Genomic DNA, 22285 nt, shown 5'->3' with positions numbered 1-22285 from the left:
GCACCACCCCCCGGGTAGGAGAGCGCCCATGCGCACCGCCTCCCCCCTCGAACTGCACCGGCTGGACGTCCCCGCCCCACAGACCCTCCCCTTCTCCATCGGCACCTTCGACACCATCGGCCCCCTCTCCCGCGCCCCCTTCCCCCACCGCCACACCTTCCACGAGATCGTCTACGTCACCGCAGGCACCGGCGAACACGTCATCGACCTGCACAGCCGCCCCATCGACCCGCCCAACCTGGGCATCCTCACCGCCGGCCAGGTCCACCACTGGGACCGCGCCCACGGAGTCGACGGCCGCGTCCTCCTCCTGGAGGACTCCTTCCTCCTGGACCGCCCCGGCGACCGCGACCTCCTACGCCGACTGGCCGAAGAACGCCCCTGGCAGACCCCCACCCCCGACACCGCCGCCCAGATCGGCGACATCCTCGACGAGATGCAGCGCGAATTCCACGCCCGCCGCACCGGCATGGCCTCCATCCTGCGCGCCTACCTGCACATCCTGCTCACCCGCGCCGCCCGCTCCTTCGACCGCGAACCCGCCCCCGCCCCACCCGCCACCGACACCCCCGGCGCCCGCTTCCTGCGCCTACTGGACGACCCCGCCACCGCGACCGGCATGACCGTCGCCCAAGCCGCCGCCGAACTCGGCCTCACCCCCGGCCACCTGGCCGAATCCGTACGCAAGAGCACCGGACGCACCCCCGGAGAACTCCTACGCGCCGCCCGCACCCTGGAGGCCAAACGCCTCCTGACCGGCACCGACCTGACCGTCGCCGCCATCGCCCGCGCCGTGGGCTTCAACGACCCCGCCTACTTCTGCCGCTTCTTTCGACGCGAGACCGGCACCAGCCCCGGCGCGTTCCGCCACCACACCCACACCACACCCGCCGAGTCGAAGGAACCCCCCGGAAAACACCACGCCCACCGAGATCCGTCCATCGCCCACCCCACGAACGGAACGTAATCTCGTCCTCACCCACAGGGAGTAACGGCCGGATCCCGCCTCCCCCACTTCTCATCCCGCTACGAGGAGCCCCCATGGCCGAGCGCGACGACCGACCCGACGGCACCGAACACGGGCCCACCCGCAAAAGCCTGCTCAAGGCCGCCTTCGTCGCGGCCCCCGCCGCGGCACTGCTCTCCGGCGCCGGCGCCGCCACCCCCGCCCTGGCCAGAGAACAGGTCCAAGGCGGCCGCTCCCTGGAACCCACCCCCCAGTGCGACGACGGCGACGACCCCACGCCCCCGCAGATGGAAGGCCCCTACTTCAAACCCAACTCCCCGCAACGCACCGACCTGGTCGTGCCCGGCCACCCCGGCACCGCGCTGGTGGTCTCCGGCTACGTCTTCTCCCGCGACTGCCGCCCCGTCTCCGGAGCCCTCGTCGACTTCTGGCAGGCCGACGACGCCGGCAACTACGACAACGTCGGCTACAACTACCGCGGACACCAGTTCACCGGCACCGACGGCGCCTTCCACCTCGACACCATCATCCCGGGCCTCTACCCCGGCCGCACCCGCCACCTGCACGTCAAGGTGCAGGCCCCCAACCGGCCACTGCTCACCACCCAGCTCTACTTCCCGGGCGAACCCCGCAACGGCACCGACATGCTCTACGACCCCCGCCTGCTCATGAACGTCACCAACGAAGGCGCCGGCCGACGGGCCGAATTCGACTTCGTCCTGAACTTCACCGCCTGACCACCTCGACCTCCCCCCGAAAAAACGCGGGGCCGGGCTCCCTGTCGGAGGCGCCCGGCCCCGCGCCCTTTCGAAAGCCCCTCTCCCAGGGACATTCACGCCCACCTCGAGAAACCAAGGATTCCCTCCGAAACCGGACACCGGGTGGAGGATGGACGCCGCAGAGACCACCACCGCCACCCGACCACGGCTCCGGCGGCGGCCACCCGCGCACGATCCACAGGCTCACTCGAGGAGAGCGATGACGGTGAACACCAGGACCAGGGCGATCACGGCGCTCGCGTTGACCGGCGCCCTGCTCGGCGGCGGAGCGTTGACGGCCGCCCCGGCTTCGGCCGCCCCCATTCCCCCCGGATGCACGATCCGGGCCACCTCCACGGCCGCGCACACCAAATGCCTCGACATGGCCCACCGGGCCGCGGTCAAGTGCACCGGAGACAACTGGCACTTCGGTGACTGGGTCGACCCCGGTTTCACCTCCATCGCGAGCTGCGCCTCCGGAGACGTCGCCTTGGACCACTCCATCGACCTGCACGAGTGACCACCCCACCCGAACACGACCTCGGCCCCGCGCTCCACACGAACGCGGGGCCGCCCCCCTTTCCGCCTCACCGCAGACGATCGGCACGCTCCAACAGATAGCGCCCCTCCTCGATCGCCTCCACATCCCACAACGACCGATCCTGCTCCTCCAACGGCACCAGAACACCATCGGCCCCGGTACGAGCCGCGCGCCGCGACCACAACAGCAGCATCATCGCGAGCAGACCGGCGGCCTCGGCCTCCTCGGGCAGAGCCGCCCGCAACATGCGCGCCGACCGGATCGCCTCCGCCATCAGATCCACACGCGAGAGCTCTTCACCCGCCGAAGCGGTGCAACCCTCGTTGAAGACCAGATAGAGGACCCGCATGACCGCGACCGCGCGAGCGGCACGATCCCGATCCCCCACCGGGAGCGTGAACCGGGCACGGGCCTCGGCCGACCGCCGCTCGGCCCGACCGATCCGCGTCCCCATCGTCGCCTCGTCTACCCCATGGGCGTGCGCGATCTGCGCCGTCGTCAGACCACCCACCGCACGCAACGTCAACGCCACCTGCGAGGTGACGCTCAACGACGGATGACAGCACAGGAACGACAACGCCAGACCATCGTCGACCTCCGATACCGAAGCCCCAGGGCCGCGCAGCGCCGGATCGGCGACCACGACCTCCCGCGCCCGCTCGGCCCGCAACAGATCGACCATCCTGCGATAACCGACCCTGATCGACCAACTCCGCGGATCCTCGGGAACCCCATCGACCGTCCAACTCCGGTAGCCCGCCCAAAGAGCCTCCTGGACCGCGTCCTCGGCCGGATCTCGACCGCGCGCTCATGGCCCGCGACGTCGATCACGGCGAAGCTCGCCAACACCTCCTTGAGTTCGACGAAGGGCCCGCCGGACCGGACGTGGTCTCGCGCTTCTACGACTCGCTCGGCAACACCTTGGACTACGTGTACGAGCTCACCGGCGACCGGCTCACCATCTGGGGCGGGACCAAGGGGAGCCCGGCCTACTTCCAGGGGACCTTCGACGCCGCCGGTTCCACGCTCGCCGGGGCCTGGACCCACCCCGGGGGCGGCGGCTACGCCTCCACCATGACCCGCACCTGAACTCGGGGGCGAAGGCGCGGGGTGGTGCTCGGCCGCCACCCCCGCCCCATGGCCCCTTTCCGCCCCCGGAGGCCGGAGAGGAGCCGTCTCCACTCCACGCAATATCGTTTTGTTTGTAACGTTACTCAAGAAACGTTATTAGGTTTCCGCGACGAAACGAAACCCGGAAACCACCGGAATCCTGACTACCGATAAGTCAACCTTCTAGGAAGTCAGGCGCTCAGAGGGGTCGACCCGCGCATCCACACCCACACAGGGACCGCCAACGTTATTCAGGGCCCGTCGACGACCTCGCGAAACGCGACGGATACAGCCACCGCTGTACAGACCTCGGGGTGGACGAAAAGACCTCGAAGGGCCCTTCCGTCACCCCCGCCGGCGAGGACCCGCCCTCACCCCTCACCCCCGCCCCTACCGATAGCCGGCCAGACCGTCGGCCGGATCCCCCAGAGCGACCTCGTCCCAATCGACAACACCGCTCAAACGCGGCACACCCCGCACCCACTCCCACAGGACGTTCTCAGCCCCCAGATCACCGTGGACCACGGCGGTGGTGAGATAGGGCAGGACGTCGAGCGCGCCGAGCTCACGCTCGGCACGTTCTCGACCGGTGGGCGACATCAGTGGGAACAGCTCGGCGCGCACCCGCGCGGCGAACTCCCGCCACCGGTCGGCGAACTCCCGCCACCGGTCGGCGGACACCTCCGGCAACACGGCGCGCCCGGCGCCCGCCGCCGCGAGCCCGCTCAGCAGAGCCGCGTACTGCTCGGCCACCGCCTCCAGCACCTCGGGGCGGGTGAGCGTCTCCCCCACCAGCGGAGCTCCGGGGATACGGCTCATCACCAGATAGGACGGCTCGCCCGGACTCGTCCCGGACCCGACCAGGAGCGCACGGGGAACCCCGAAGTCGAGATCGATCCCGGCCAGAGTACGCAGCGCCACCGCCGTGGCGGGCAGCCGATCGGCGGCCGCGGCCGTGCGGGCCAGACGCACCACCCGATCCGAGCCGACCACCACATGGTGGAACTGTCCCTCATGCACGACCAGGTCCCTCACGCGATCCCCGGGCAGAAGCCGACCCAACAGATCACGGTGCGTCTCGACGATCCCCATGAGGAGGTACCTCTTTCTCGAATGTGGCCGGCCCACCCCCTCTAAGAGCGGGAGCTCAGGTCCGACAGCACATCCTGGACCAGATCGGCGCGTAGAAGAGACCGACCATCACGTCGACGGGCACATCCGAGCGCAGCCGCCCCACGGCGAAGGCCGGCGTTCACCCGCCTCGGCGAAACCGGAGAGCAGCGACTCCAGAGCGAACTCGTGCCCAGGGCCGTCTGCCGCCGCGAGTGAGGCGAGCTGCGGTGTGCAACCGTCGGTAGCGCGGTCGCTTGGGCTCGGCCCGGCCCCGCAGCACGGCGAGATACGAGATGGTGTCGCCACCATGTCCGTGATCACCCGGCCCGGGCCGTGGCCGCCGGTGCGCTGTCGTCCTCCGACCGGCGCTTCACCGAAGGCACCGGTCAGCACGATCGCCTCCGCCGGATCGGCCGGCAGCCGAGCCCCGGCACGCGAGACGACACCTCGCCCGTCGGACGTTACGGACAGCCTCGAACGAGACGTTGCCGAGCTCACGTGAAACCGCTCCAGGCTATGGCGCTTTGTCACCGACAAATCGGATCATCACAGCTCAGAGCGTACTTCTGCGTACCGCTATCAAGGTCCGGACCTACTCGGTGAGACTGGTCGCGATCGAGCAGGCCCACGCCTGACCCACGCCGCCGATCCACCCGGCCCTGCCGCGCGATCGACAAGGTGTTGAAATCCGGATGGTGCGAAAGGAGCGGCAGCGCTAGCGTGCGCGTATGAATCTCGAACCTGGAAAGACCGTTCCCGCCGTTCCCGTTCCTCTCGATGCCGAACTTCGGATCGCTTATGACGCCTACCTGGCGGAGGAACCGGACCCGGCGCCGATGAGCCTCGAGAAGCTGTCGGTGATCCGCGCGGAGATCGACGCCGAAGTGGCGGCGCTCGAGGACCTCGGCCATGGCGGGCGCTTCACCGTCTTCCAGCCTTCGGTGCCCGGGCTGGACGGCGCCCCCGAGATCCCGCTGCTGGTGTGCACCCCCTCCGGCGCGCCCGCGTCACGGCCGGCGCTCTACTTCATACACGGCGGCGGCTTCTACTGCGGCGATCACCGCACCGAGCTCGACCAGATACTCGAGACGGCCGAGCGGCTCGGGGCCACGCTGATCTCGGTCGGCTACCGGCTCGCGCCCGAGCACCCCTACCCCGCCCAGATCAACGACGCTCACGCCGGTCTATTGTGGGTCGCCGACCACGCGGACGAACTCGGCATCGACTCGGAGCGCATCGTCGTCACGGGCTTCAGCGCCGGCGGCACCCTCAGCGCCGCGCTGGCTTTGACCGTGCGCGACAAGGGCGGCCCCCACCTGCTCGGCCAGCTGCTGATCGCCCCACTGCTCGACGACCGCAACGACAGCGCCTCGGCCCTGCAGATGGACGACGTCGAACTCTTCGACCGCAGCCGCAACAGGTTCGCCTGGAGCTCGCTGCTCGGCGACATACAGGGCGGACCTGACGTGCCGCAGTACGCTGCGCCCGCCCGCGCCACCGACCTGGCCGATCTGCCGCCCACATTCCTCGACGTCGGCTCCGCCGAATGCCTGCGCGATGAGATCCTCGCCTACGCCGACCGGATCTGGCAGGCCGGCGGCGAAGCCGAGCTGCACGTGTGGCCCGGCGGAATCCACGGCTTCGACCGGAAGGCCCCCGAGGCGCGGATCAGCAAGGCCGCCGTCGCGGCACGCCACAACTGGCTGGAGCACCTTTTCGCCACCCACTGACGGTCTCCTCCGGCGGTAGCCGGTCCCGGGATGGACAACGTGCCGGCCAGGCGTCTCTAGCAACGAGGTCGAGGAACCTCGCGACGGAACTCAGGCGGATAGCCGCGTGACACGGAGCCCTCCAAGGTTGTGGACCGACAAGTGTCCGGCGTCCCGGCTCCGTCGAACCCCGAGGGCATTGGACAGCCTCCAACGAGACGTCGTGGAGGTCACGTGGCAAGTGCTCCCAGCTGTGATGCCTTGATCTTCGGCAAGTCGGATCATCACAGCCCAGGGAGCACTTCTGCGTTCCGACATCGAGATCCGGACCTGCCCGGTGAACGCGTCAGGCCGGTAGTTCCACGGAAGGCACCCGCAGCAGCGGACGACATGCTGTGAGGCATGCGAAACGTGAACATCTGGAGTGAAGAGTTCGGCGCCCAGACGGACACACCGATCCTGTTGATCATGGGCTCGATGTCGCAGGGCATCCTGTGGCCGGACGAGTTCGTCGGCCGCCTGGCCGCCGGGTGATCCGGTACCGACCACCGTGACACCGGCAGGTCGGACACCGTCGACTTCGCGACCGATCCGTACACCTGAACCGACCTCAAGAACGACGTCTACCGCGTACTGGCGGCCCACGGCCTGGACAGCGCCCACCTGGTGGGCCACTCGGCGGGCGGGCTGCTCAGCCGGCTCATCGCCGTGGAGGCCCCGGAGCGGGTGCGCTCGCTGACCGTCATCGCCTCCTCGCCGCTCGGTCGCGGCGAGGGCCGGGTGCTCCTGCGGGCCCTGACGGGCCGGCCGCAACCCAGAGGCAGCCTGCCGGAGCGGGAGTTCGTGGAATCCTTGCGCGCACTGATGGCCGCCCCGCCCACTCGGGACCACCCCTCGCTGATCAACAGCATGATCGCCGAGCAACGCGTGCTGCACGGAACCGGGCCGCCCCACGACGCGGCCGGGGCAGCCGGAAGGGGTGATCAGCCGCTGACCGTGCGCAGAAAGTGATCGGCGTCTTCCGGCTCGCCGAGTCGGCCCAACTCCAGCCAGGAACCGTCCGCGAACGCGAGCCGGAAGGTGGCGTACCCGCGCGGCTGGCCCGCCTCACCGTCGATCCGGGCCTGGTCGAGGGTGAACTCCGTGACGGTCCGGAAATCGTCGGCCTTGGTCGGCGACAGCCGGCGGCGCGGGGACGCTGCCACGCAGATGCGGTCGCGGGTCAGCATGACCAGGCGTTTAGGGCTGGGCGAGTACCCGTACCAACGCAGCAGCAGCCGGCCCGCGGTCAGGTTCCAGTCCCCGTCGAAGACCCCGTTGGTCGGGTCCTGCCCGCGATCCCTCCCACGAGAACGGCCACGGCCCGAACGCTGTGTGTCGGGTGGAGACGGCTGCCCGGTCCGACCGTCACGACCCCGTCCCGACAACCGTCGGTCGAGTCTACGGCCGAGGCCGTCCAGCAAGATCATCGGTACGACCACGAAGAAGAACACCACGGCTCCGACGTACCACAACCAGTGGTGGCGCGATTTCAGACGTCCTTTGCCGGCGGCACGGTGAACGTCCTTGGGCGGCGCGGGGATGGGTTTGTGGATCTCGCACCAGACCAAGGCCACGGGTTCCTCGCCCAGGATCTTCCGCGCCCGCCGCCGCACCTTGCCCTTCGCCATGCCAAGATCCTAGCGCCGGCCTTCCACCAGTGGGCGGTGGGCAGGCGGTCGGTGGCTGGAGCCGCTCTCCCTCAGCGAGACCGGCCGACGCCGCCGTCCGGGTTGTCGTTCGCGTCGAGCCGGTGTGGCAGCGCGGGCAGGCCGGGGAGGGTGTAGGTGTCGGCGTCGCACTCGTCCAGGCCGCACAACAGGGCGGCGTGCTGTCCACGGCTTCGCTCCGCCTCCACGGATCCTCCCTTCCCCTTGACCCGTTGTACGGCGTACAACAAGGAGGAGTCCATGACCTGCCACCCGCCACGGGCCAAGACGCACCGAACCCCTCGCCCGACCCTCCTCGCACGACTCGAACGCGCGCTCTACCGAGGAGACCAGGCCTCCCCCACCACCCTCATGCGCGCGATCAACCGCCTCGACGCCCTGCTGTACGCCTCGAACCTGCTCTCACCACGCCGGGCCGCGACACTGGAGGTGACCGGCAGGCGCTCGGGACGTCGACTTTCACTGCCCGTCGCCGTCACCCACCTGTCCGGCGAACGCTATCCGGTGTCGATGCCGGGCGAGAACACGAACCGGGTGCGCAACGTCCGCGCGGCGCACGGCCACGCGGTACTGCGCAGCGGAGGAGCCGAACCGGTCACGCTCCACGAGATCCCCGTCGACGAACGCGCACCCGTGATCCGCCGCTACCTCGCCATCGCCCCGGGCGCCCGCCCCCACATACCGGTGGACCCACGCGCGCCCCTGGCGGAGTTCGAACGCGTCGCGCACCGTCATCCGGTCTTTCGTATCGCCTCACGCGAAGATCGTCCGCCCTCACCGACCCCGTGAAAGACCGGCGACGCTCAGGGGACACCGTCCGGGCACCGAGCCCTCGCGAAGGGTTCTCCGTCAGGGCTCCTGGGCGGGGACGGGAAGCGGGTGGGTGGCGTTCATCGCCTCGACCGCCGCGACCAGAGGGGCCAGCCCGGGGTTCTCGGCGGCCTCCTCCAACGCCTGGGCGAAGGCGGTGTCGTTGGTCGGCCGCGCCTGCTCCAAAAGCTCGAGGCCGGCCTCGGTGACGTCGGTGTAGATACCGCGACGGTCGGTCGGGCACAGGTAGCGCGAGAGCAGACCGCGCTCCTCCAGCCGGGTGACCAGCCGGGTGGTGGCGCTCTGGCTGAGCACCACGGCGTCGGCGACCTGCTTCATCTGAAGGTGGCCTCCCTCGCCGTCGTGTTGGCGGCTGAGCACGTCGAGCAGGGAGTACTCGCGCACGCTCAAATCGTGTTCGGTCTGTAGGGCGCGTTCGATACGCGTCTCGATCCTGCCGTGGAGCAGGTAGAGCGCCGCCCATCCGTTGGCGAGGGCGGTCAGCGCGGGATCGGTGGCGGTCATGGGTCCTGTCTCCTTCTGGGTGCCGACACCCCTCAGGATAAGCTCTGCTGAAAATACCGGCCAGCACATATAGAACGCGCCTGCAAATATTATGTGCGTGGTTCACGAAACCAGGCCACACCCGTCAACCGGCCTCCAGAATCCGCACCCGCTCCACACCCTCCTCCAAGAACCCCGCCAACACCCACCCCTCGGCCTCCACCTCCTCACACTCGGCCCTCGACAACGGCCGAAGCGGCGCCACCTCCAACCACCCCCGACCATAGGTCCAGGTCGCGGCCGCACGCCCATCCACCAACACCGCCCTCTGTCCCGCCACCGACAACCCCAGATGAGCCTCATCGATCACCCGACTCCGATCCCGATAACCCAGGATCGCGTTGTCGAACGCCGGCAGGAACCGCACCGGCGCCGGCGTATCCGGATCCGGACGCGGCGCCTGCTCCAGATCCCACAACCGGCGCCCCCGCTCATCCCGGAACGACACCAACTCCGGCTCCAACTCCCGCACCGCCGCCGGCAACCCCGCCAACCCGCACCAGGCCCGCACATCGGCCGTGGTGGCCGGCCCGAACGCCGCCAGATACCTCCGCACCAACTCCCGCCCCACCGGATCGCCCCGCTCGGCCGGCGGATCGACCTCACACCCCAGCCACGTCTCCAACGGCAGATTGCGCACCCCCGCCCTGACCTTCCACAACCCCCGAGGCGGCAGCTGCGCCATCGGCACCAGCGCCGCCACCACCAACTCGCCCAACGCCCGCCGCGACACCGCCGGCCAACGCCCCTCCAAAGCCTCGGCCAACTCACGCATCGTGCGCGCACACCCGTCGGACATCACCTCACGCCCGGCCCGCGCGACCTCCTCCAGGTCCAGACCCGCCAACTCACTCCGATAGACGCCCAGAACCTTCTGCCGCAACATCGCCTCATGACGCGAACGCCACGCCAACGCGTCCCGCGCCGCCACCAGATGGACCGTGCGCCGCATCAGATGGGTGCGCACCACCGCCCGACCGGTCAACGCGGCGTCCGACATCCCCACCTCGAAACCGGACAGACGCGACCACAACCCCACGAACGGCTCCTGGGGTTCCTGCGCCTGCACCCCGCACAGACGTGCCACCGCCTCCGGCACCGACCACTTCGAACGCTCCAACAACGACTGCCGCGCCAACATCGCCCGATTCAGCGCACGAACCCCCAGAACCGTCACCGGCCGACCCCCTCCAACACCCGCACACCACCCCGAAGGGCGCTTCTCGCACATCAGGGTCCCCGACGTCCAGGACACCCCCCGTCCTGCACTCGAAAAAACACGATGCGCCCACCCACCCCCATGACCCAGGATCGACCCCCATGGAGCACACCCCACCCGAACCCGTCCTCGCCCTGGCCGAAGACGCCGCCCGACGCCACCACCTGCACCCCGACCGGATCCACCCACTGCCGGCGGGGGAGGCCAACCACGTCCTCGCCCTGGGAGAACACCTGCTCCTGCGTGTGCCCCGCACCCCCGAACACGCCCACGACCTGGCCAAAGAAGCCGAAATCCTCCCCCTGGCCCACGCCGCCGGACTGCCCGTCCCCCACCCGATCGAACACCACACCACACCCCGGCCCCACATGATCCAGACCCGCCTACCCGGCCACGACCTGCACGGCCACCACCCCACCACCCGACTCCTCACCGAACTGGGCCACCGCCTCGCCCACCTGCACCGACTCCCCACCCGCACACTCACCCGCACCCCCCACCAGGACGACACCACCCGCCCCCACACCCTCATCCGACGCCTGCACCACACCGGACACCTGGACCCCGACACCGCCCACTGGCTCCACACCTGGTACCGGCACCTGGAAACCCACCTGCCCCCACACCCACCCGAAACCGTCCTGATCCACGGCGACCTGACCCCCGCCAACCTCCTCACCGGCCACGACGGCACCCTCACCGGCATCGTGGACTGGGGCGACGCCGCCCTGGCCGACCCGGCCGTGGACTTCGCCAAACTCCCGCCCCACCGACTCACCCCCGTCCTCAACGGCTACCTGACCACCCTGAGCCTCGAAGACGACACCCTCACCTGGCGGGCCCGTATCCTGCACCACCAGCTCACCTGGGCCCTGGCCCGCCTGAAGGACCCACACCCCCACCCCGACGCCCGCCACTGGAGCGCCCCACCCCACAGCCGACTCCTCGGGCTACTACGCCTGTTCGCCACCCACCCCGACCCCACCTGGCGCGCCCTGACCCCACCCGGCTGACCACCACACCCTCGCCCCCACGGGCACGGCACCGCGAAAACCCCTCACACGTGGGCGCCGATCCACCCCATCTGCGCCTCCACGATCCCCTCCAACACCCGCCGATCCGCGAAACCCCCCTCCAACAGACGCAACGGCCCCGCCACCAACGACAACCGCTGCGCCCACGCGTACAGACCCAGACGCGCCCCGTCCAACCCCGGCACCTCCAACGACCGGTACAGGTCACCGAACCGCAACCGCACGAACACGTGCTCCCACTCCACGTCGAAGAACATCGTCCCCTCCACATCGATGAGCACCGGCTCCCCACCCGCACCCACCAGCACATGGTCCGGACCCAACTCGCCGTGCACCAACCCGTAACGACGACGAGGCTCCACCCGGGCCGCGGCCTCCACCACCCCGCGCTCCACCCGCCCACGCACCGCCGCCAGATCCGGACGCCGCCGCGCCCCCTCGGCCAGATCACGCAGAGCCCGCTCCAGAACCAGCCGCTCACAGGCGCCCTCACCCCGGACCGCCCCCGAGACCCGCCCCCACCCGGAACCGCGCAGGGACGCCATCGTCTCCAACACCGACCCCAGCCGCTCCACCACCCTCATCCCCGCACGCCGATCCCGCGCCAACAACCCCTCCAGGTCGGGGCCGGGCACATCCTCCACCACCGCCATGTCCACCCCCGGCCCCGGATGGTCGCGTTCGACCCACTCCACCGCCGGCACCCGCACCCCCGCCCCCTCCAACACCCGCGCCGCACCCAGGAACAGATCCAACCCATCGGGATCGGCGAAGGGCCCCTCCCGCTCCACCGCCGCCTCGGGCCACCGATGCTCCGCCCGCCCCCACACATAGACGACCACATCACGGCCACCCTCGACCCGCACCCGATAGACGCCCTTACGCGTCCCACCGCGCAGCCGCTCCACCCCCACCGCCCGACCCCGCCCACCCAGAGCACGGGCCGCCACCGCGACGATCGCCCCCGGATCGGTCCGCCCACCGACAGCGCACATCCACAACACCCCACACCGAGAAGAGGCCACACGAAAGCCCGAACCCACCCTTCCCCACCCCAGGCGAGTTCACCCCACCGCAACGATCGGCCCCGGAGCGTTCACTCCCCGTTACACCACACCGACTAGCGTCGACCCGTCCCACACCCGAACACCGAAAGCGAACCCCCATGACCGCGCTCCCCCGCTCCACGGTCCACCTCGCCCTCGCCCTGATCGGCGGCGCCGCCCTGACCCTGACCCCCACCGCCGCCGTCCACGCCCGACCCGCCCCCACCGTCCAAGGCTTGACCGAACGCATCACCCTGTCCCCCACCGCAGACCCCACCACCTCCCAGACCATCACCTGGCGAGGCGACCACGGCGACACCGCCCTGGTCCGCTACGCACCCGCGGACGACCCCGAACAGACCCGCGACGTCCAAGCCCACATCAGCACCGAGGCCGCCGGCACCTACTACACCGCCACCCTCACAGGCCTGACCCCCGCAACCGCCTACGACTACCGGGTCGGCGACGGCGACACCACCCTCAGCGCCCCCCGCACCTTCACCACCGCCGCCCCGGACGACACACCCTTCGACTTCCTCTACTTCGGCGACACCCAGAACGACATCACCGAAGAGGCCGCCCCCGTCGTCCGCGCCGCCCTCCAGGCCCAACCCGACGCCGCCCTGGCCCTGCACGCCGGCGACCTCATCAACACCTCCACCAACGACGCCCAATGGGCCGAGTGGTACGACGCCTACGGGCCCGCCGCCGTCAAGATGAACCAGCTCGCCGCCCCCGGCAACCACGAATACTCAGGCACCACCCTCAGCCCCCAATGGACCGGCCAGTTCCCCGGCTCCGGCAACGGCCCCACCAACGGCGCCGACCTCCCCGAAACCACCTACTACACCGACTACCAGGGCGTCCGCTTCATCGTCCTCAACTCCAACTACCGCAACGCCGCACCCATCAGCCGCAACGCCTGGCTCCAGGAACAGGCCCGATGGCTCGACCAGGCCCTGACCGACAACCCCGGCCGCTGGTCCGTGGTCACCTTCCACCACCCCGTCTTCTCCAACACCCCCGGCCGCGACAACCCCGAACTGCGCAACGCCTGGATGCCCGTCTTCGAGGACAACGACATCGACCTCGTCCTCCAAGGCCACGACCACTCCTACAGCCGCGGCAACCTCACCACCAACGACACCGACGACCCCACCGTCCAGACCGGCCCCGTCTACACCGTCGCCGTCACCGGCCCCAAGATGTACGACGCCCACGAAGGCAACTGGACCGACAACGGCGCCCGCGTCCGCGCCCACGCCACCGACACCCAGACCTACCAGTCCATCGAGGTCGACGGCACCACCCTGGAATACCAGGCCCGCACCATCGACGGTCAGATCATCGACGCCTTCACCATCGTCAAGGACGACCAGGGCAAGACGGTCACCGACCGTCTCTAACCCCCGCACGTCGGGTGCCCGGGCGAAGCGCCCGGACACCCGACCCCTCACACCGGCTCCGGCTCCCGATCCAACAACGCCCGCGCCCGCCCACGCACCCGCTCCACCCGCTCACCCGGCACCGAAACCGCCGGCTCGCCCACGGCCACGGCCACAGCGGCCTCCACATCGCCCAACGCCTCCACCAGACGGTGCCGACACCCCGCACCACCACAAGCCGACACCCGCGCACAGGCCCGCTCGCACTCGACCAACGCCCCCTCCAACCGGGCCCGCGCACCACGATCGGCCACCACCACACAGACCACCAACCCCACCACAGCGCCCAACACCGTGGCCGCCGTACGCTCCACCACCAGATCGAACGTGCCCTCACCCGGCCGGGCCAACGCCGACAACGCCAACGTCAACGGCGTCACGCACACGATCGCGTACGCGTAGTTGGTCATCACCACCAACTCCGCCCCCACCTGGCAGGCCACCACCAAAGCGATCACCACCCACACCGACGAGATGTCCACCAGCGCGAACACCCCCACCGCCACCACCGCGCCCACCACGGTCCCCACCCCGCGCTGGACCGTCCGATGCCAGGTCGCCGACACACCGGCGACCTGCAACACCGACGCCGCCGACACCGTCGCCCAATACCCATGGCCCAGCCCCCACAGCCACGCCACACCACCGGCCACCACCGACGCCACCGCCACACGCACCACCCAGGCGCCCGAAGCCCGCCCCCACGACCAGCCCCGGACGGGCCGCGCACCGGCCCGCACCCGATCGGCATAGGCGCTCAACCGGACACGCTCACCCTCCTCCACCAGCGGATCCACCACACGACGCCGCCGCACCCGACGCGCCACCTCACGCAACTCCGCAGCCCGACGCGCCCGCTCCACCACCGAACCACCACGGATCGCCCCCTGGGCGCGGGCCGCCAACACCTCCAACCCACGCGTGCCCTCACCGCGCTCTCGCGCGTGCAACACCCGCCAGGCCGCCCGCACCGCGTCCTCGGCCCGATGAACCCCTCGCCCGGAAGGGTCCTCCAGATGGTCGGCGACCGCGTGCAGGGCCCGCGCCAGAGCCAAACGCTCCGGAGCACGAGGATGCGCCAGAGCTCCCACCACGGCCGCCGCCCAGCACAACCCGGCCGCCGCGGCGGTCACCCCCGCGCTCACCCCCACCTCCGGCCACGTCCGCGGCGCATACCCCGCCACCCCCGCGGCGAACACGAACATCAACCCCGCCGGAGCGCCCAACGCCACCACCTCCGACAGGTACCTGGCGCCGGACGCCACCGCCGCCACCACCAGGATCGGCGCCCACACGCCCACCCCCAGCGCCGAGGCGGACGCGCCGGCGGCCACCGCCACCGTCAACCCGACGCCCACCACCGCCAACAGCCGCACCCGACGCGCGTAGGTCTCATCGCGCGCGTACAGGGAGGTGAAACACCCCATCGCCGCATAGGGCGCCAGATCCATTCGACCGGTGAGCCGCAACGACACCAACACCAGCGCCAGACACCCTCCGGCGCGCACCGCCGTCACCAGCACGTTGCCGCGCACCCGCCGAGGAACCAGGGCGCCACGAACGTCGAAGAGGTCGGCACGCCGACCCCATAAAGAAGAAAAGTAGTTCACAAGTAAATTATTATAGGGTGTGTCCGCCCCGGCACCACCCACCGAAAGAACCACCCATGACCGACGCCGTACAACGCTTCCGCGACAGCTGGGCCCACCTCCACCCCCACCTGGACCTGACCGGCATGGAGACCATGGGACGCGTCCTACGCCTGGCCGCACTCATGAACAACATCACCGAAGACGCCCTCACCGACAGCGACGTCTCCCGCCCCGAATTCGAAATCCTCGCCGCCCTACGACGCACACCCCAAGGCCTACGCCCACGCCACCTCACCCGCGAAACCCTCTCCTCCGGCGCCGCCACCACCAAACGCCTCACCCGCCTCGAACAGATCGGACTCCTCACCCGCACCCGCATCGAACGCGACCGCCGCGAAACCCTCGTCCGCCTCACCCCCCAAGGCGAACAACTCATCGACACCCTCTTCACCCACCAACTCGAACGCGAAACCACCCTCCTGACCCCCCTCACCCCCCAAGAACGCACCCACCTGGCCACACTCCTGACCCGCGTCCTGACCCCCATCGACCCACAACCACCCCACACACCCGAGGCACCCCACCCATGAACACCCACCTGTGGAACCCCACCACCACATGGCTCAACACCGCCCAACACGGCCTCCCACCCACCACCGCCCACACCGCCCTCACCCAAGCCCTCCACCAATGGCACACCGGCACCACCCCCATCCACCACTGGAACCAGACCACCGAACACACCCGCACCCTCTTCGCCCAACTCATCAACGCCCCCACCACCGACATCACCCTGGGCGCCACCACCTCCCAGATCATCGGCACCATCGCCGCCTCCCTACCCGACCACACCAACGTCCTCCTCCCCCAAGAGGAATTCACCTCCACCACCTTCCCCTTCCACACCCACCACGACCGCGGCATCACCATCACCACCGCACCCCTGCACTCACTCGCCGACCACATCAACCCCCACACCCACCTGGTCGCCTACAGCCCCGTCCAATCCGCCACCGGCACCCTCGCCCCCACCGAACAGATCCTCACCGCCGCCCGCGAACACGACACCCTCGTCATCGCCGACGCCACCCAGGCAGCCGGCTGGCACCCCCTGAACGCCACCCACTTCGACGCCCTCGTCTGCTCCGCCTACAAATGGCTCATGGCACCCCGCGGCCTCGCCCTGGCCTACATCGCCCCCACCCTCCGCGAACGCCTACGCCCCATCAACGCCGGCCCCAGCGCCGACCGCCACCCCGCCCACGCCTTCTACGCACCCCACCCCGACACCAGCCCCCACGCCCGCGGCCTCGACCTGTCCCCCAACTGGTTCGCCACCCTGGCCGCCGCCCCCGCCCTCCAAACCCTCCTCGACACCGGCATCGACAAGATCCACACCCACAACACCCACCTGGCCGACCGCTTCCGCGCCCACCTGGACCAACCACCCGCCCACTCGGCCATCACCACCGTCACCACCCCCGGCGCCCTCCAGACCCTGCGCGAAGCCGGCATCATCGCCACCGAACGCGGCGGCCACACCCGCCTGGCCTTCCACCTCTACAACACCGAAGCCGACGCCGACCTGGCCGCCCACACCCTCACCCGCTGACCCCCGACCGGAGACCGCGCCCTCCCCCGCACACGAAAAAGGAGGGGGCGGGCCCCAAGACCCCGCCCCCTCCACGCGTTCGAACCCCTTCGAACACCCAGTTCAGGGCACCAACCCCGCACGCTCGGGCCGCACCGTACCCAACACCCGCTCCACCGCGATCTCGATCACCACCCGCTCCGGATTCTCCCGCGGCCGCCGATACCGCTCCTCATACCGACGCTCGGCCTCGGCCACCGCCCCACGATCACGCACCACCCGCGCACGACCCTCCAACGTCGACCACCGCGCACCCTCCACCTGCGACACCGACACCCGCGCCCCCGGACGCGCCGCCAGATTCCGCGCCTTATAACTGGCTCCCGAACAGATCACCCGCGCCAGATGCCGCTCCGGATCATAGGTCACCCCCACCGGCACCTGATGGATACTCCCGTCCGGACGCGGCGACGCCAACATGCACAACCGGTACTCGCCCCAGAACACCAGGAAGGGATCCTCCACACCGGACCCTTCCACCCCCGACACCACCTCGGACACACGACCTCCCACCATCGAAACCACGGGGAACACCCCCACCACCAGCATCCCAGCGCCCCCACACCACCCCCACCGACCCCCGCCCACCCACATGTTCGAACCCCTTCGAACACCCCCGAGAGCGCACACCGACCCGTGGCCCCCTACGGCGGAACCCCGCCCTCCTCCCACGACCAAAGACGCGAACGCCACCCGCGGGCCACCGCCGACGCCCCCGCGTTCGAACAGGCTCGAACACCACCGGGACACCGCACACCCGTGGGCGCGGCGGCGGCCGGGGAACGCACACCGAAGGCCGCCCCCGGACACGGGCGACGAGGAAAAGAGAGCGGCGGACCACCCCGCGCACGACAAGGGACGCCCACCGGAACCACCCGTCCCGACAGACGCCCCCTCTTCACCCCGGTCATCTCTCCAGACCGGGGCGCGCACCCCTCACAGGTGCGGCGTGACCAGATCGACCACGTTGCCCTTGCTCGCCGGGCCGATACGCGTGGCCACGATGCTCCCGCCCTTGAACACATACAACGTGGGAATCGCCGTCACGTCGTACTCGGGCGGCGTCTCCGGACTCTCATCGATGTCCAACCGCGCGACCGTCAACCGACCGTCGTACTCCTTGGCGACCTCGACCAACACCGGATCCAACGCCCGGCACACCGCACTCCACTCCGCGCGAAAGACCGCGAGCACCGGCCCCGCGACCCGGACGACCTTCGCCTCGAAATCAGCGTCGGTGACATCGACGACGGTACCGCTCATCAGAGGTGACTCCTTTTCTCCAGAGGGAACGGCGACACCAGGGCCACCGCGCATTCGAACAACCATCGAACAGACCCGGACGAGCGCTCCTCGACGAACACGAGAACGACCACGCCCGACGAAACCGGCACCACCACGGAACCGGACCGGCGCCCTACACCCCGACGGAGGACGCACCCCGGAAAGGTCTTCGACCAGGACACCGACGAAGACCACCCCGACAGCCAGGGGACGAACCGAACAACGGAGCACTCTCCTTCACACGGGCCGCAGGAGGGAGGACGACGCCACCAACGCGAACGAACCCCAGGGCCCGAGAACCCCGAACGCCATCACGAAACGCGACGAACCGATCACACGATCATGCCGGCCGGCCACCCCTCACCGAAAGACCCCAGGTCAAACACCCCACTAACACACCAACATCCCGAAAACCACCCCCACACCCGAAACACCCCACTACCTCCCCCGCCTAGAAAAAACCCGCCCCCACCCCCACCACACCCGCTACCATCACCGGTCCCCACAAAGAAAAGAGCCCCGAATGCACCCCATCACCACACCCCACACCACCGGCACCCTCACCCGCCCCCACGGCCAACACCTGCACTGGCAAGAACACGGCAACCCCCACGGAACACCCCTCCTGGGCATCCACGGCGGCCCCGGCGCCCACTCCAACCCCCGCTGGTCCCAACTCGCCGACCCCCACCACTACCGACTCATCCTCATCGACCAACGCGGCACCGGCGCCAGCACCCCCAACGCCGCACACCCCCACACCGACCTCACCCACAACACCACCGGCCACCTCATCGCCGACTTCGAAGCCCTACGCACCCACCTGAACATCGACCGATGGCACCTCCTCGGCGCCTCCTGGGGCACCTGCCTGGCCCTGGCCTACGCACAAACCCACCCCCACCACATCCACTCCCTCACCCTCCTGGCCGTCAACACCGGCACCCGACGCGAAATCGAATGGATCACCCACGACATGCGCCGCGTCTTCCCCCACCAATGGGAAGAATTCCGCGCCGCCGCCGGACCCGACGCCGACCCCCGCAGGCTCCCCACCGCCTACAGCCGACTCCTCGCCCACCCCGACCCCACCATCCGCCACGACGCAGCCCTGGCCTGGTGCCGCTGGGAGGACACCCACGTCGCCACCACCCCCGGCCACACACCCGACCCCCGCTTCGACGACCCCGCCTTCCGCGCCACCTTCGCCCGCCTGGTCACCCACTACTGGGCCAACGACTGCTTCCTCGAACCCGACCAACTCACCCGCGACCTCCACCGCATCACCCACCTACCCGCCACCCTCATCAACGGCCGCCTCGACATCAGCGGCCCCAGCGACATCGCCCACGACCTCGCCGCCTCCTGGCCAGGCGCCCACCTCGTCATCGTCGACAACGCCGGCCACACCTCCGACCACCACGGCGTCGGCCAAGCCGCCAAAGACTCCCTCGACCGCATGCGCACCCTCTGAACACGAAAAAGAGGGCCGCCCCACACCCGGCGACCCCCACCACACGCACAACCCACCCACCCCATCAGCCACAATGACCAACAACCACCACACAACCCCGAAAGGCCCCACACACCACCATGCCCATCCCCAAAGCCGAACTCCACCTGCACATCGAAGGCACCCTCGAACCCGAACTCGCCTTCCAACTCGCCCACCGCAACAACATCACCCTGCCCTACCCCGACGTCCCAACCCTGCGCGACGCCTACTCCTTCACCGACCTCCAATCCTTCCTCGACCTCTACTACCGGCTCATGGACGTCCTACGCACCCCGGCCGACTTCCACGACCTGGCCACCGCCTACCTCACCCGCGCCGCCGCCCAAGGAGTCCGCCACGCCGAGATCTTCTTCGACCCCCAAGCCCACACCCAACGCGGCATCCCCCTCGAAACCGTCATCGACGGCCTCACCTCCGCCCTCGACACCAGCCTCCAAGACCACGGCGTCTCCACCCACCTCATCCTGTGCTTCCTACGCGACCAGAGCGCCCAGGACGCCATGGACACCCTCGACGCCGCCCGCCCCCACCTGCACCACATCACCGCCGTAGGCCTGGACTCCGCCGAAGTCGGCAACCCGCCCGAAAAATTCACCGAGGTCTTCCAAACCGCCGCCGACCTGGGCCTACGCCGCGTCGCCCACGCCGGAGAAGAAGGCCCCGCCACCTACATCTGGAACGCCCTGAACCACCTGGGCGCCGAACGCATCGACCACGGCATCCGCTGCATGGACGACCCCGAACTCATCACCCACCTGGCCACCACCCGCACCCCCCTCACCGTCTGCCCCTTCTCCAACGTCCGCCTACGCGCCGTCCCCACCCTGGACCAACACCCCCTGCCCGCCATGATGGACGCCGGCCTCCTGGTCACCGTCAACTCCGACGACCCCGCCTACTTCGGCGGCTACGTCCACGACAACTACCTCGGCCTCCAACACCACCTCGGCCTGACCGACGAACAACTCCGCACCCTGGCCCGCAACTCCTTCACCGCCTCCTTCCTGACACCCGAACGCCGCGACGCCCTCATCGCCCAGGTCGACGCCCACACCTTCTGACCCCCCACACCGACACAGGAGGGGGACCACCGCACACGGTGGTCCCCCTCCTCCATGTCCGCCCCCGGCCCGCTCACCGCCAGGCCAACGTCCCCCCATGCTCACCCGCGTACGCCACCACACGGCCGTCCACCGCCACCGCGAAATCCGTATCCACACCACCGAAGGCCCCCTCCCACTCCGGGAAGACCGCCCCACTCTCATTCGACACCCACGTCACGTCCAACCCCCGCACCAACCCCTCGAACCGCACCCGATCCACCCGCGACAGATACGCCAACACCGCACTGTGCAACACCACCGGCCGCACCCCCGCAGGCACACGCTCCACCACCCCCGGCAACTCCTCCAACAGATCCCCCGCCACCATCCACGCCGGCTCCCGCGCAGCCACCGACGCCGCCGCCCGCAACCGCGCCACCCTCTCCAACTCACCCTCACCCGGCCACACCAACGCCGCCAACCAGTCCACGTCACCCTCATCGGCCGGATCCAACGGATTCATGTCGATCCCCGCCCGCCACACCACCTCCGGCACCCTCTCGGGTATCGGAACACCCCCCGACGTCGCACACTCCAACACCACCGGACTCTCCACCGGCCCCACCGGCCCACCACCATCGAACCGATACCGATACCGGTCCGGATACAGACACAACCCCGCCGACGCCCCCACCTCGATCAACGCCAACGGCCCCTCCAAACCCGCCAACACCGGCAACAACGTCGCACACCGACGTGCCTCGTTGGTCTGCGTCGAACGCGACAGCACCACCTCCACCACCGCCTCCGAACGCTCGAGCACCCACCCCCGAAACGCCTCGAACGAGTCCACCGGCCCACCCAGGAACCGCACCGCCCCCAACCACAGGTTCGGCTGACGCTTATTACCCTCCGGAACCGACATCACCAACTCCAGCAACGCCCGATCCCGCGCCAGGCCCCGCGCGATCCGCGCGTAGGCCGGCGAACCACCCCGCTCGAAATGGACCGCCATCCGCTCGAACCTCTCGGCCACCCGACCCGCGTCCTCCACCACGACACACCCCTTCGCAACAGACGAAAACGTGCGCCGACCCTACACATCCACCCCCACACCGCCACGACCCGCCCCCGTGCGAAAAACCCGCCAGAACCCTCACCCGCCCACGACAGT

At 69.7% G+C, this 22285-nt stretch carries 23 protein-coding genes and 2 pseudogenes; 14 read left to right on the top strand and 11 right to left on the bottom strand.

The window, feature by feature from the left end:
• Positions 1 to 28 precede the first annotated feature (28 nt).
• From U9J66_RS02090 to U9J66_RS02080, 3 genes are all read left to right on the top strand, one after another.
• Positions 29 to 967 (top strand): helix-turn-helix domain-containing protein, encoded by a 939-nt coding sequence (locus U9J66_RS02090; RefSeq protein WP_017534934.1) that lies wholly within the window; start codon positions 29 to 31, stop codon positions 965 to 967.
• Between the two features lie 74 nt (positions 968 to 1041).
• Positions 1042 to 1704, top strand: coding sequence for a dioxygenase family protein (locus U9J66_RS02085; protein ID WP_017534935.1), 663 nt, complete (start codon positions 1042 to 1044; stop codon positions 1702 to 1704).
• Positions 1705 to 1945: 241 nt separating this feature from the next.
• A complete protein-coding gene (locus U9J66_RS02080; RefSeq protein WP_042281457.1) occupies positions 1946 to 2245 on the top strand; it encodes a hypothetical protein in 300 nt (99 codons plus the stop codon).
• Between the two features lie 67 nt (positions 2246 to 2312).
• Here U9J66_RS02080 and U9J66_RS02075 read toward each other — a convergent pair whose 3' ends face one another.
• Entirely contained in the window at positions 2313 to 2948 is a 636-nt protein-coding gene (locus U9J66_RS02075; protein WP_326336844.1) for a DUF6596 domain-containing protein, read from the bottom strand.
• A gap of 128 nt (positions 2949 to 3076) precedes the next feature.
• On the opposite strand from U9J66_RS02075, the gene U9J66_RS02070 reads away from it, so the two are divergent.
• Positions 3077 to 3355: a hypothetical protein gene (locus U9J66_RS02070; RefSeq protein ID WP_326336843.1), complete on the top strand. Its 279-nt coding sequence runs from the start codon at positions 3077 to 3079 to the stop codon at positions 3353 to 3355.
• A 423-nt stretch (positions 3356 to 3778) separates the two neighbouring features.
• Here the strand turns inward: U9J66_RS02070 and U9J66_RS02065 are convergent.
• Positions 3779 to 4468, bottom strand: a pseudogene (locus U9J66_RS02065) (phosphotransferase family protein); the annotation flags it as partial.
• A 749-nt stretch (positions 4469 to 5217) separates the two neighbouring features.
• Here U9J66_RS02065 and U9J66_RS02060 point away from each other — a divergent pair.
• The 3 genes and pseudogenes from U9J66_RS02060 to U9J66_RS02050 form a co-directional block, all read left to right on the top strand.
• Positions 5218 to 6219, top strand: coding sequence for an alpha/beta hydrolase (locus tag U9J66_RS02060; RefSeq protein ID WP_017534940.1), 1002 nt, complete (start codon positions 5218 to 5220; stop codon positions 6217 to 6219).
• Positions 6220 to 6609: 390 nt separating this feature from the next.
• A complete protein-coding gene (locus U9J66_RS02055) occupies positions 6610 to 6732 on the top strand; it encodes a hypothetical protein (protein ID WP_326336841.1) in 123 nt (40 codons plus the stop codon).
• An 84-nt stretch (positions 6733 to 6816) separates the two neighbouring features.
• Positions 6817 to 7209 (top strand): annotated as a pseudogene (locus U9J66_RS02050) (alpha/beta fold hydrolase); the annotation flags it as partial.
• Here the strand turns inward: U9J66_RS02050 and U9J66_RS02045 are convergent.
• Together U9J66_RS02045 and U9J66_RS02040 are read right to left on the bottom strand one after the other, a co-directional pair.
• The gene (locus U9J66_RS02045; RefSeq protein ID WP_042281447.1) at positions 7182 to 7868 is read right to left on the bottom strand and encodes a hypothetical protein; all 687 of its coding nucleotides are present in this window, start codon (positions 7866 to 7868) and stop codon (positions 7182 to 7184) included. The pseudogene U9J66_RS02050 and the gene U9J66_RS02045 overlap by 28 nt on opposite strands.
• A gap of 71 nt (positions 7869 to 7939) precedes the next feature.
• On the bottom strand, positions 7940 to 8095 hold the full coding sequence (locus U9J66_RS02040) for a hypothetical protein (protein ID WP_159068767.1): 156 nt from the start codon (positions 8093 to 8095) through the stop codon (positions 7940 to 7942).
• A 52-nt stretch (positions 8096 to 8147) separates the two neighbouring features.
• On the opposite strand from U9J66_RS02040, the gene U9J66_RS02035 reads away from it, so the two are divergent.
• The gene (locus U9J66_RS02035; RefSeq protein ID WP_326336840.1) at positions 8148 to 8696 is read left to right on the top strand and encodes a nitroreductase family deazaflavin-dependent oxidoreductase; all 549 of its coding nucleotides are present in this window, start codon (positions 8148 to 8150) and stop codon (positions 8694 to 8696) included.
• A 60-nt stretch (positions 8697 to 8756) separates the two neighbouring features.
• On the opposite strand, the gene U9J66_RS02030 is transcribed toward U9J66_RS02035, so the two are convergent.
• Together U9J66_RS02030 and U9J66_RS02025 are read right to left on the bottom strand one after the other, a co-directional pair.
• Positions 8757 to 9242 carry a MarR family winged helix-turn-helix transcriptional regulator gene (locus U9J66_RS02030; RefSeq protein WP_017534953.1) on the bottom strand — a complete coding sequence of 162 codons (486 nt, stop codon included), beginning with the start codon at positions 9240 to 9242 and terminating at the stop codon, positions 8757 to 8759.
• 124 nt (positions 9243 to 9366) lie between these two features.
• Positions 9367 to 10458 carry a winged helix DNA-binding domain-containing protein gene (locus tag U9J66_RS02025; RefSeq protein ID WP_326336839.1) on the bottom strand — a complete coding sequence of 364 codons (1092 nt, stop codon included), beginning with the start codon at positions 10456 to 10458 and terminating at the stop codon, positions 9367 to 9369.
• A 143-nt stretch (positions 10459 to 10601) separates the two neighbouring features.
• On the opposite strand from U9J66_RS02025, the gene U9J66_RS02020 reads away from it, so the two are divergent.
• Positions 10602 to 11513, top strand: a complete 912-nt coding sequence (locus tag U9J66_RS02020) for a phosphotransferase family protein (protein WP_161112049.1) — start codon at positions 10602 to 10604, stop codon at positions 11511 to 11513.
• 44 nt (positions 11514 to 11557) lie between these two features.
• Here the strand turns inward: U9J66_RS02020 and U9J66_RS02015 are convergent, their stop codons facing one another.
• The gene (locus U9J66_RS02015) at positions 11558 to 12529 is read right to left on the bottom strand and encodes a phosphotransferase family protein (protein WP_326336838.1); all 972 of its coding nucleotides are present in this window, start codon (positions 12527 to 12529) and stop codon (positions 11558 to 11560) included.
• Positions 12530 to 12699: 170 nt separating this feature from the next.
• Between U9J66_RS02015 and U9J66_RS02010 the strand changes: the two genes are divergently transcribed.
• Positions 12700 to 13986, top strand: a complete 1287-nt coding sequence (locus tag U9J66_RS02010) for a metallophosphoesterase family protein (RefSeq protein WP_326336837.1) — start codon at positions 12700 to 12702, stop codon at positions 13984 to 13986.
• A gap of 47 nt (positions 13987 to 14033) precedes the next feature.
• Here the strand turns inward: U9J66_RS02010 and U9J66_RS02005 are convergent, their stop codons facing one another.
• Complete coding sequence (locus tag U9J66_RS02005; protein ID WP_237450355.1) at positions 14034 to 15476, bottom strand: FUSC family protein; 1443 nt, start codon at positions 15474 to 15476, stop codon at positions 14034 to 14036.
• 215 nt (positions 15477 to 15691) lie between these two features.
• Between U9J66_RS02005 and U9J66_RS02000 the strand changes: the two genes are divergently transcribed.
• Positions 15692 to 16207, top strand: coding sequence for a MarR family winged helix-turn-helix transcriptional regulator (locus tag U9J66_RS02000; protein ID WP_161112051.1), 516 nt, complete (start codon positions 15692 to 15694; stop codon positions 16205 to 16207).
• Positions 16204 to 17229: an aminotransferase class V-fold PLP-dependent enzyme gene (locus tag U9J66_RS01995; protein WP_326336835.1), complete on the top strand. Its 1026-nt coding sequence runs from the start codon at positions 16204 to 16206 to the stop codon at positions 17227 to 17229. The genes U9J66_RS02000 and U9J66_RS01995 overlap by 4 nt, the downstream gene beginning before the upstream one ends.
• 102 nt (positions 17230 to 17331) lie before the next feature.
• On the opposite strand, the gene U9J66_RS01990 is transcribed toward U9J66_RS01995, so the two are convergent.
• Both U9J66_RS01990 and U9J66_RS01985 read right to left on the bottom strand, forming a co-directional pair.
• A complete protein-coding gene (locus U9J66_RS01990) occupies positions 17332 to 17784 on the bottom strand; it encodes a pyridoxamine 5'-phosphate oxidase family protein (RefSeq protein WP_187294494.1) in 453 nt (150 codons plus the stop codon).
• A gap of 420 nt (positions 17785 to 18204) precedes the next feature.
• Positions 18205 to 18531, bottom strand: coding sequence for a thioredoxin family protein (locus U9J66_RS01985; RefSeq protein ID WP_326336834.1), 327 nt, complete (start codon positions 18529 to 18531; stop codon positions 18205 to 18207).
• A 544-nt stretch (positions 18532 to 19075) separates the two neighbouring features.
• Between U9J66_RS01985 and U9J66_RS01980 the strand changes: the two genes are divergently transcribed.
• Together U9J66_RS01980 and U9J66_RS01975 are read left to right on the top strand one after the other, a co-directional pair.
• Positions 19076 to 20026 (top strand): alpha/beta fold hydrolase, encoded by a 951-nt coding sequence (locus tag U9J66_RS01980; RefSeq protein ID WP_326336833.1) that lies wholly within the window; start codon positions 19076 to 19078, stop codon positions 20024 to 20026.
• Positions 20027 to 20145: 119 nt separating this feature from the next.
• Positions 20146 to 21129 carry an adenosine deaminase gene (locus tag U9J66_RS01975; RefSeq protein WP_326336832.1) on the top strand — a complete coding sequence of 328 codons (984 nt, stop codon included), beginning with the start codon at positions 20146 to 20148 and terminating at the stop codon, positions 21127 to 21129.
• Positions 21130 to 21202: 73 nt separating this feature from the next.
• Here the strand turns inward: U9J66_RS01975 and U9J66_RS01970 are convergent, their stop codons facing one another.
• Entirely contained in the window at positions 21203 to 22168 is a 966-nt protein-coding gene (locus tag U9J66_RS01970) for a DUF2332 domain-containing protein (protein ID WP_326336831.1), read from the bottom strand.
• Positions 22169 to 22285: the final 117 nt, after the last annotated feature.

This window comes from Nocardiopsis sp. LDBS1602 (genome assembly GCF_035818715.1).
Classification (GTDB): domain Bacteria; phylum Actinomycetota; class Actinomycetes; order Streptosporangiales; family Streptosporangiaceae; genus Nocardiopsis; species Nocardiopsis alba.
This window is presented reverse-complemented; position numbering and strand designations above follow the sequence as displayed.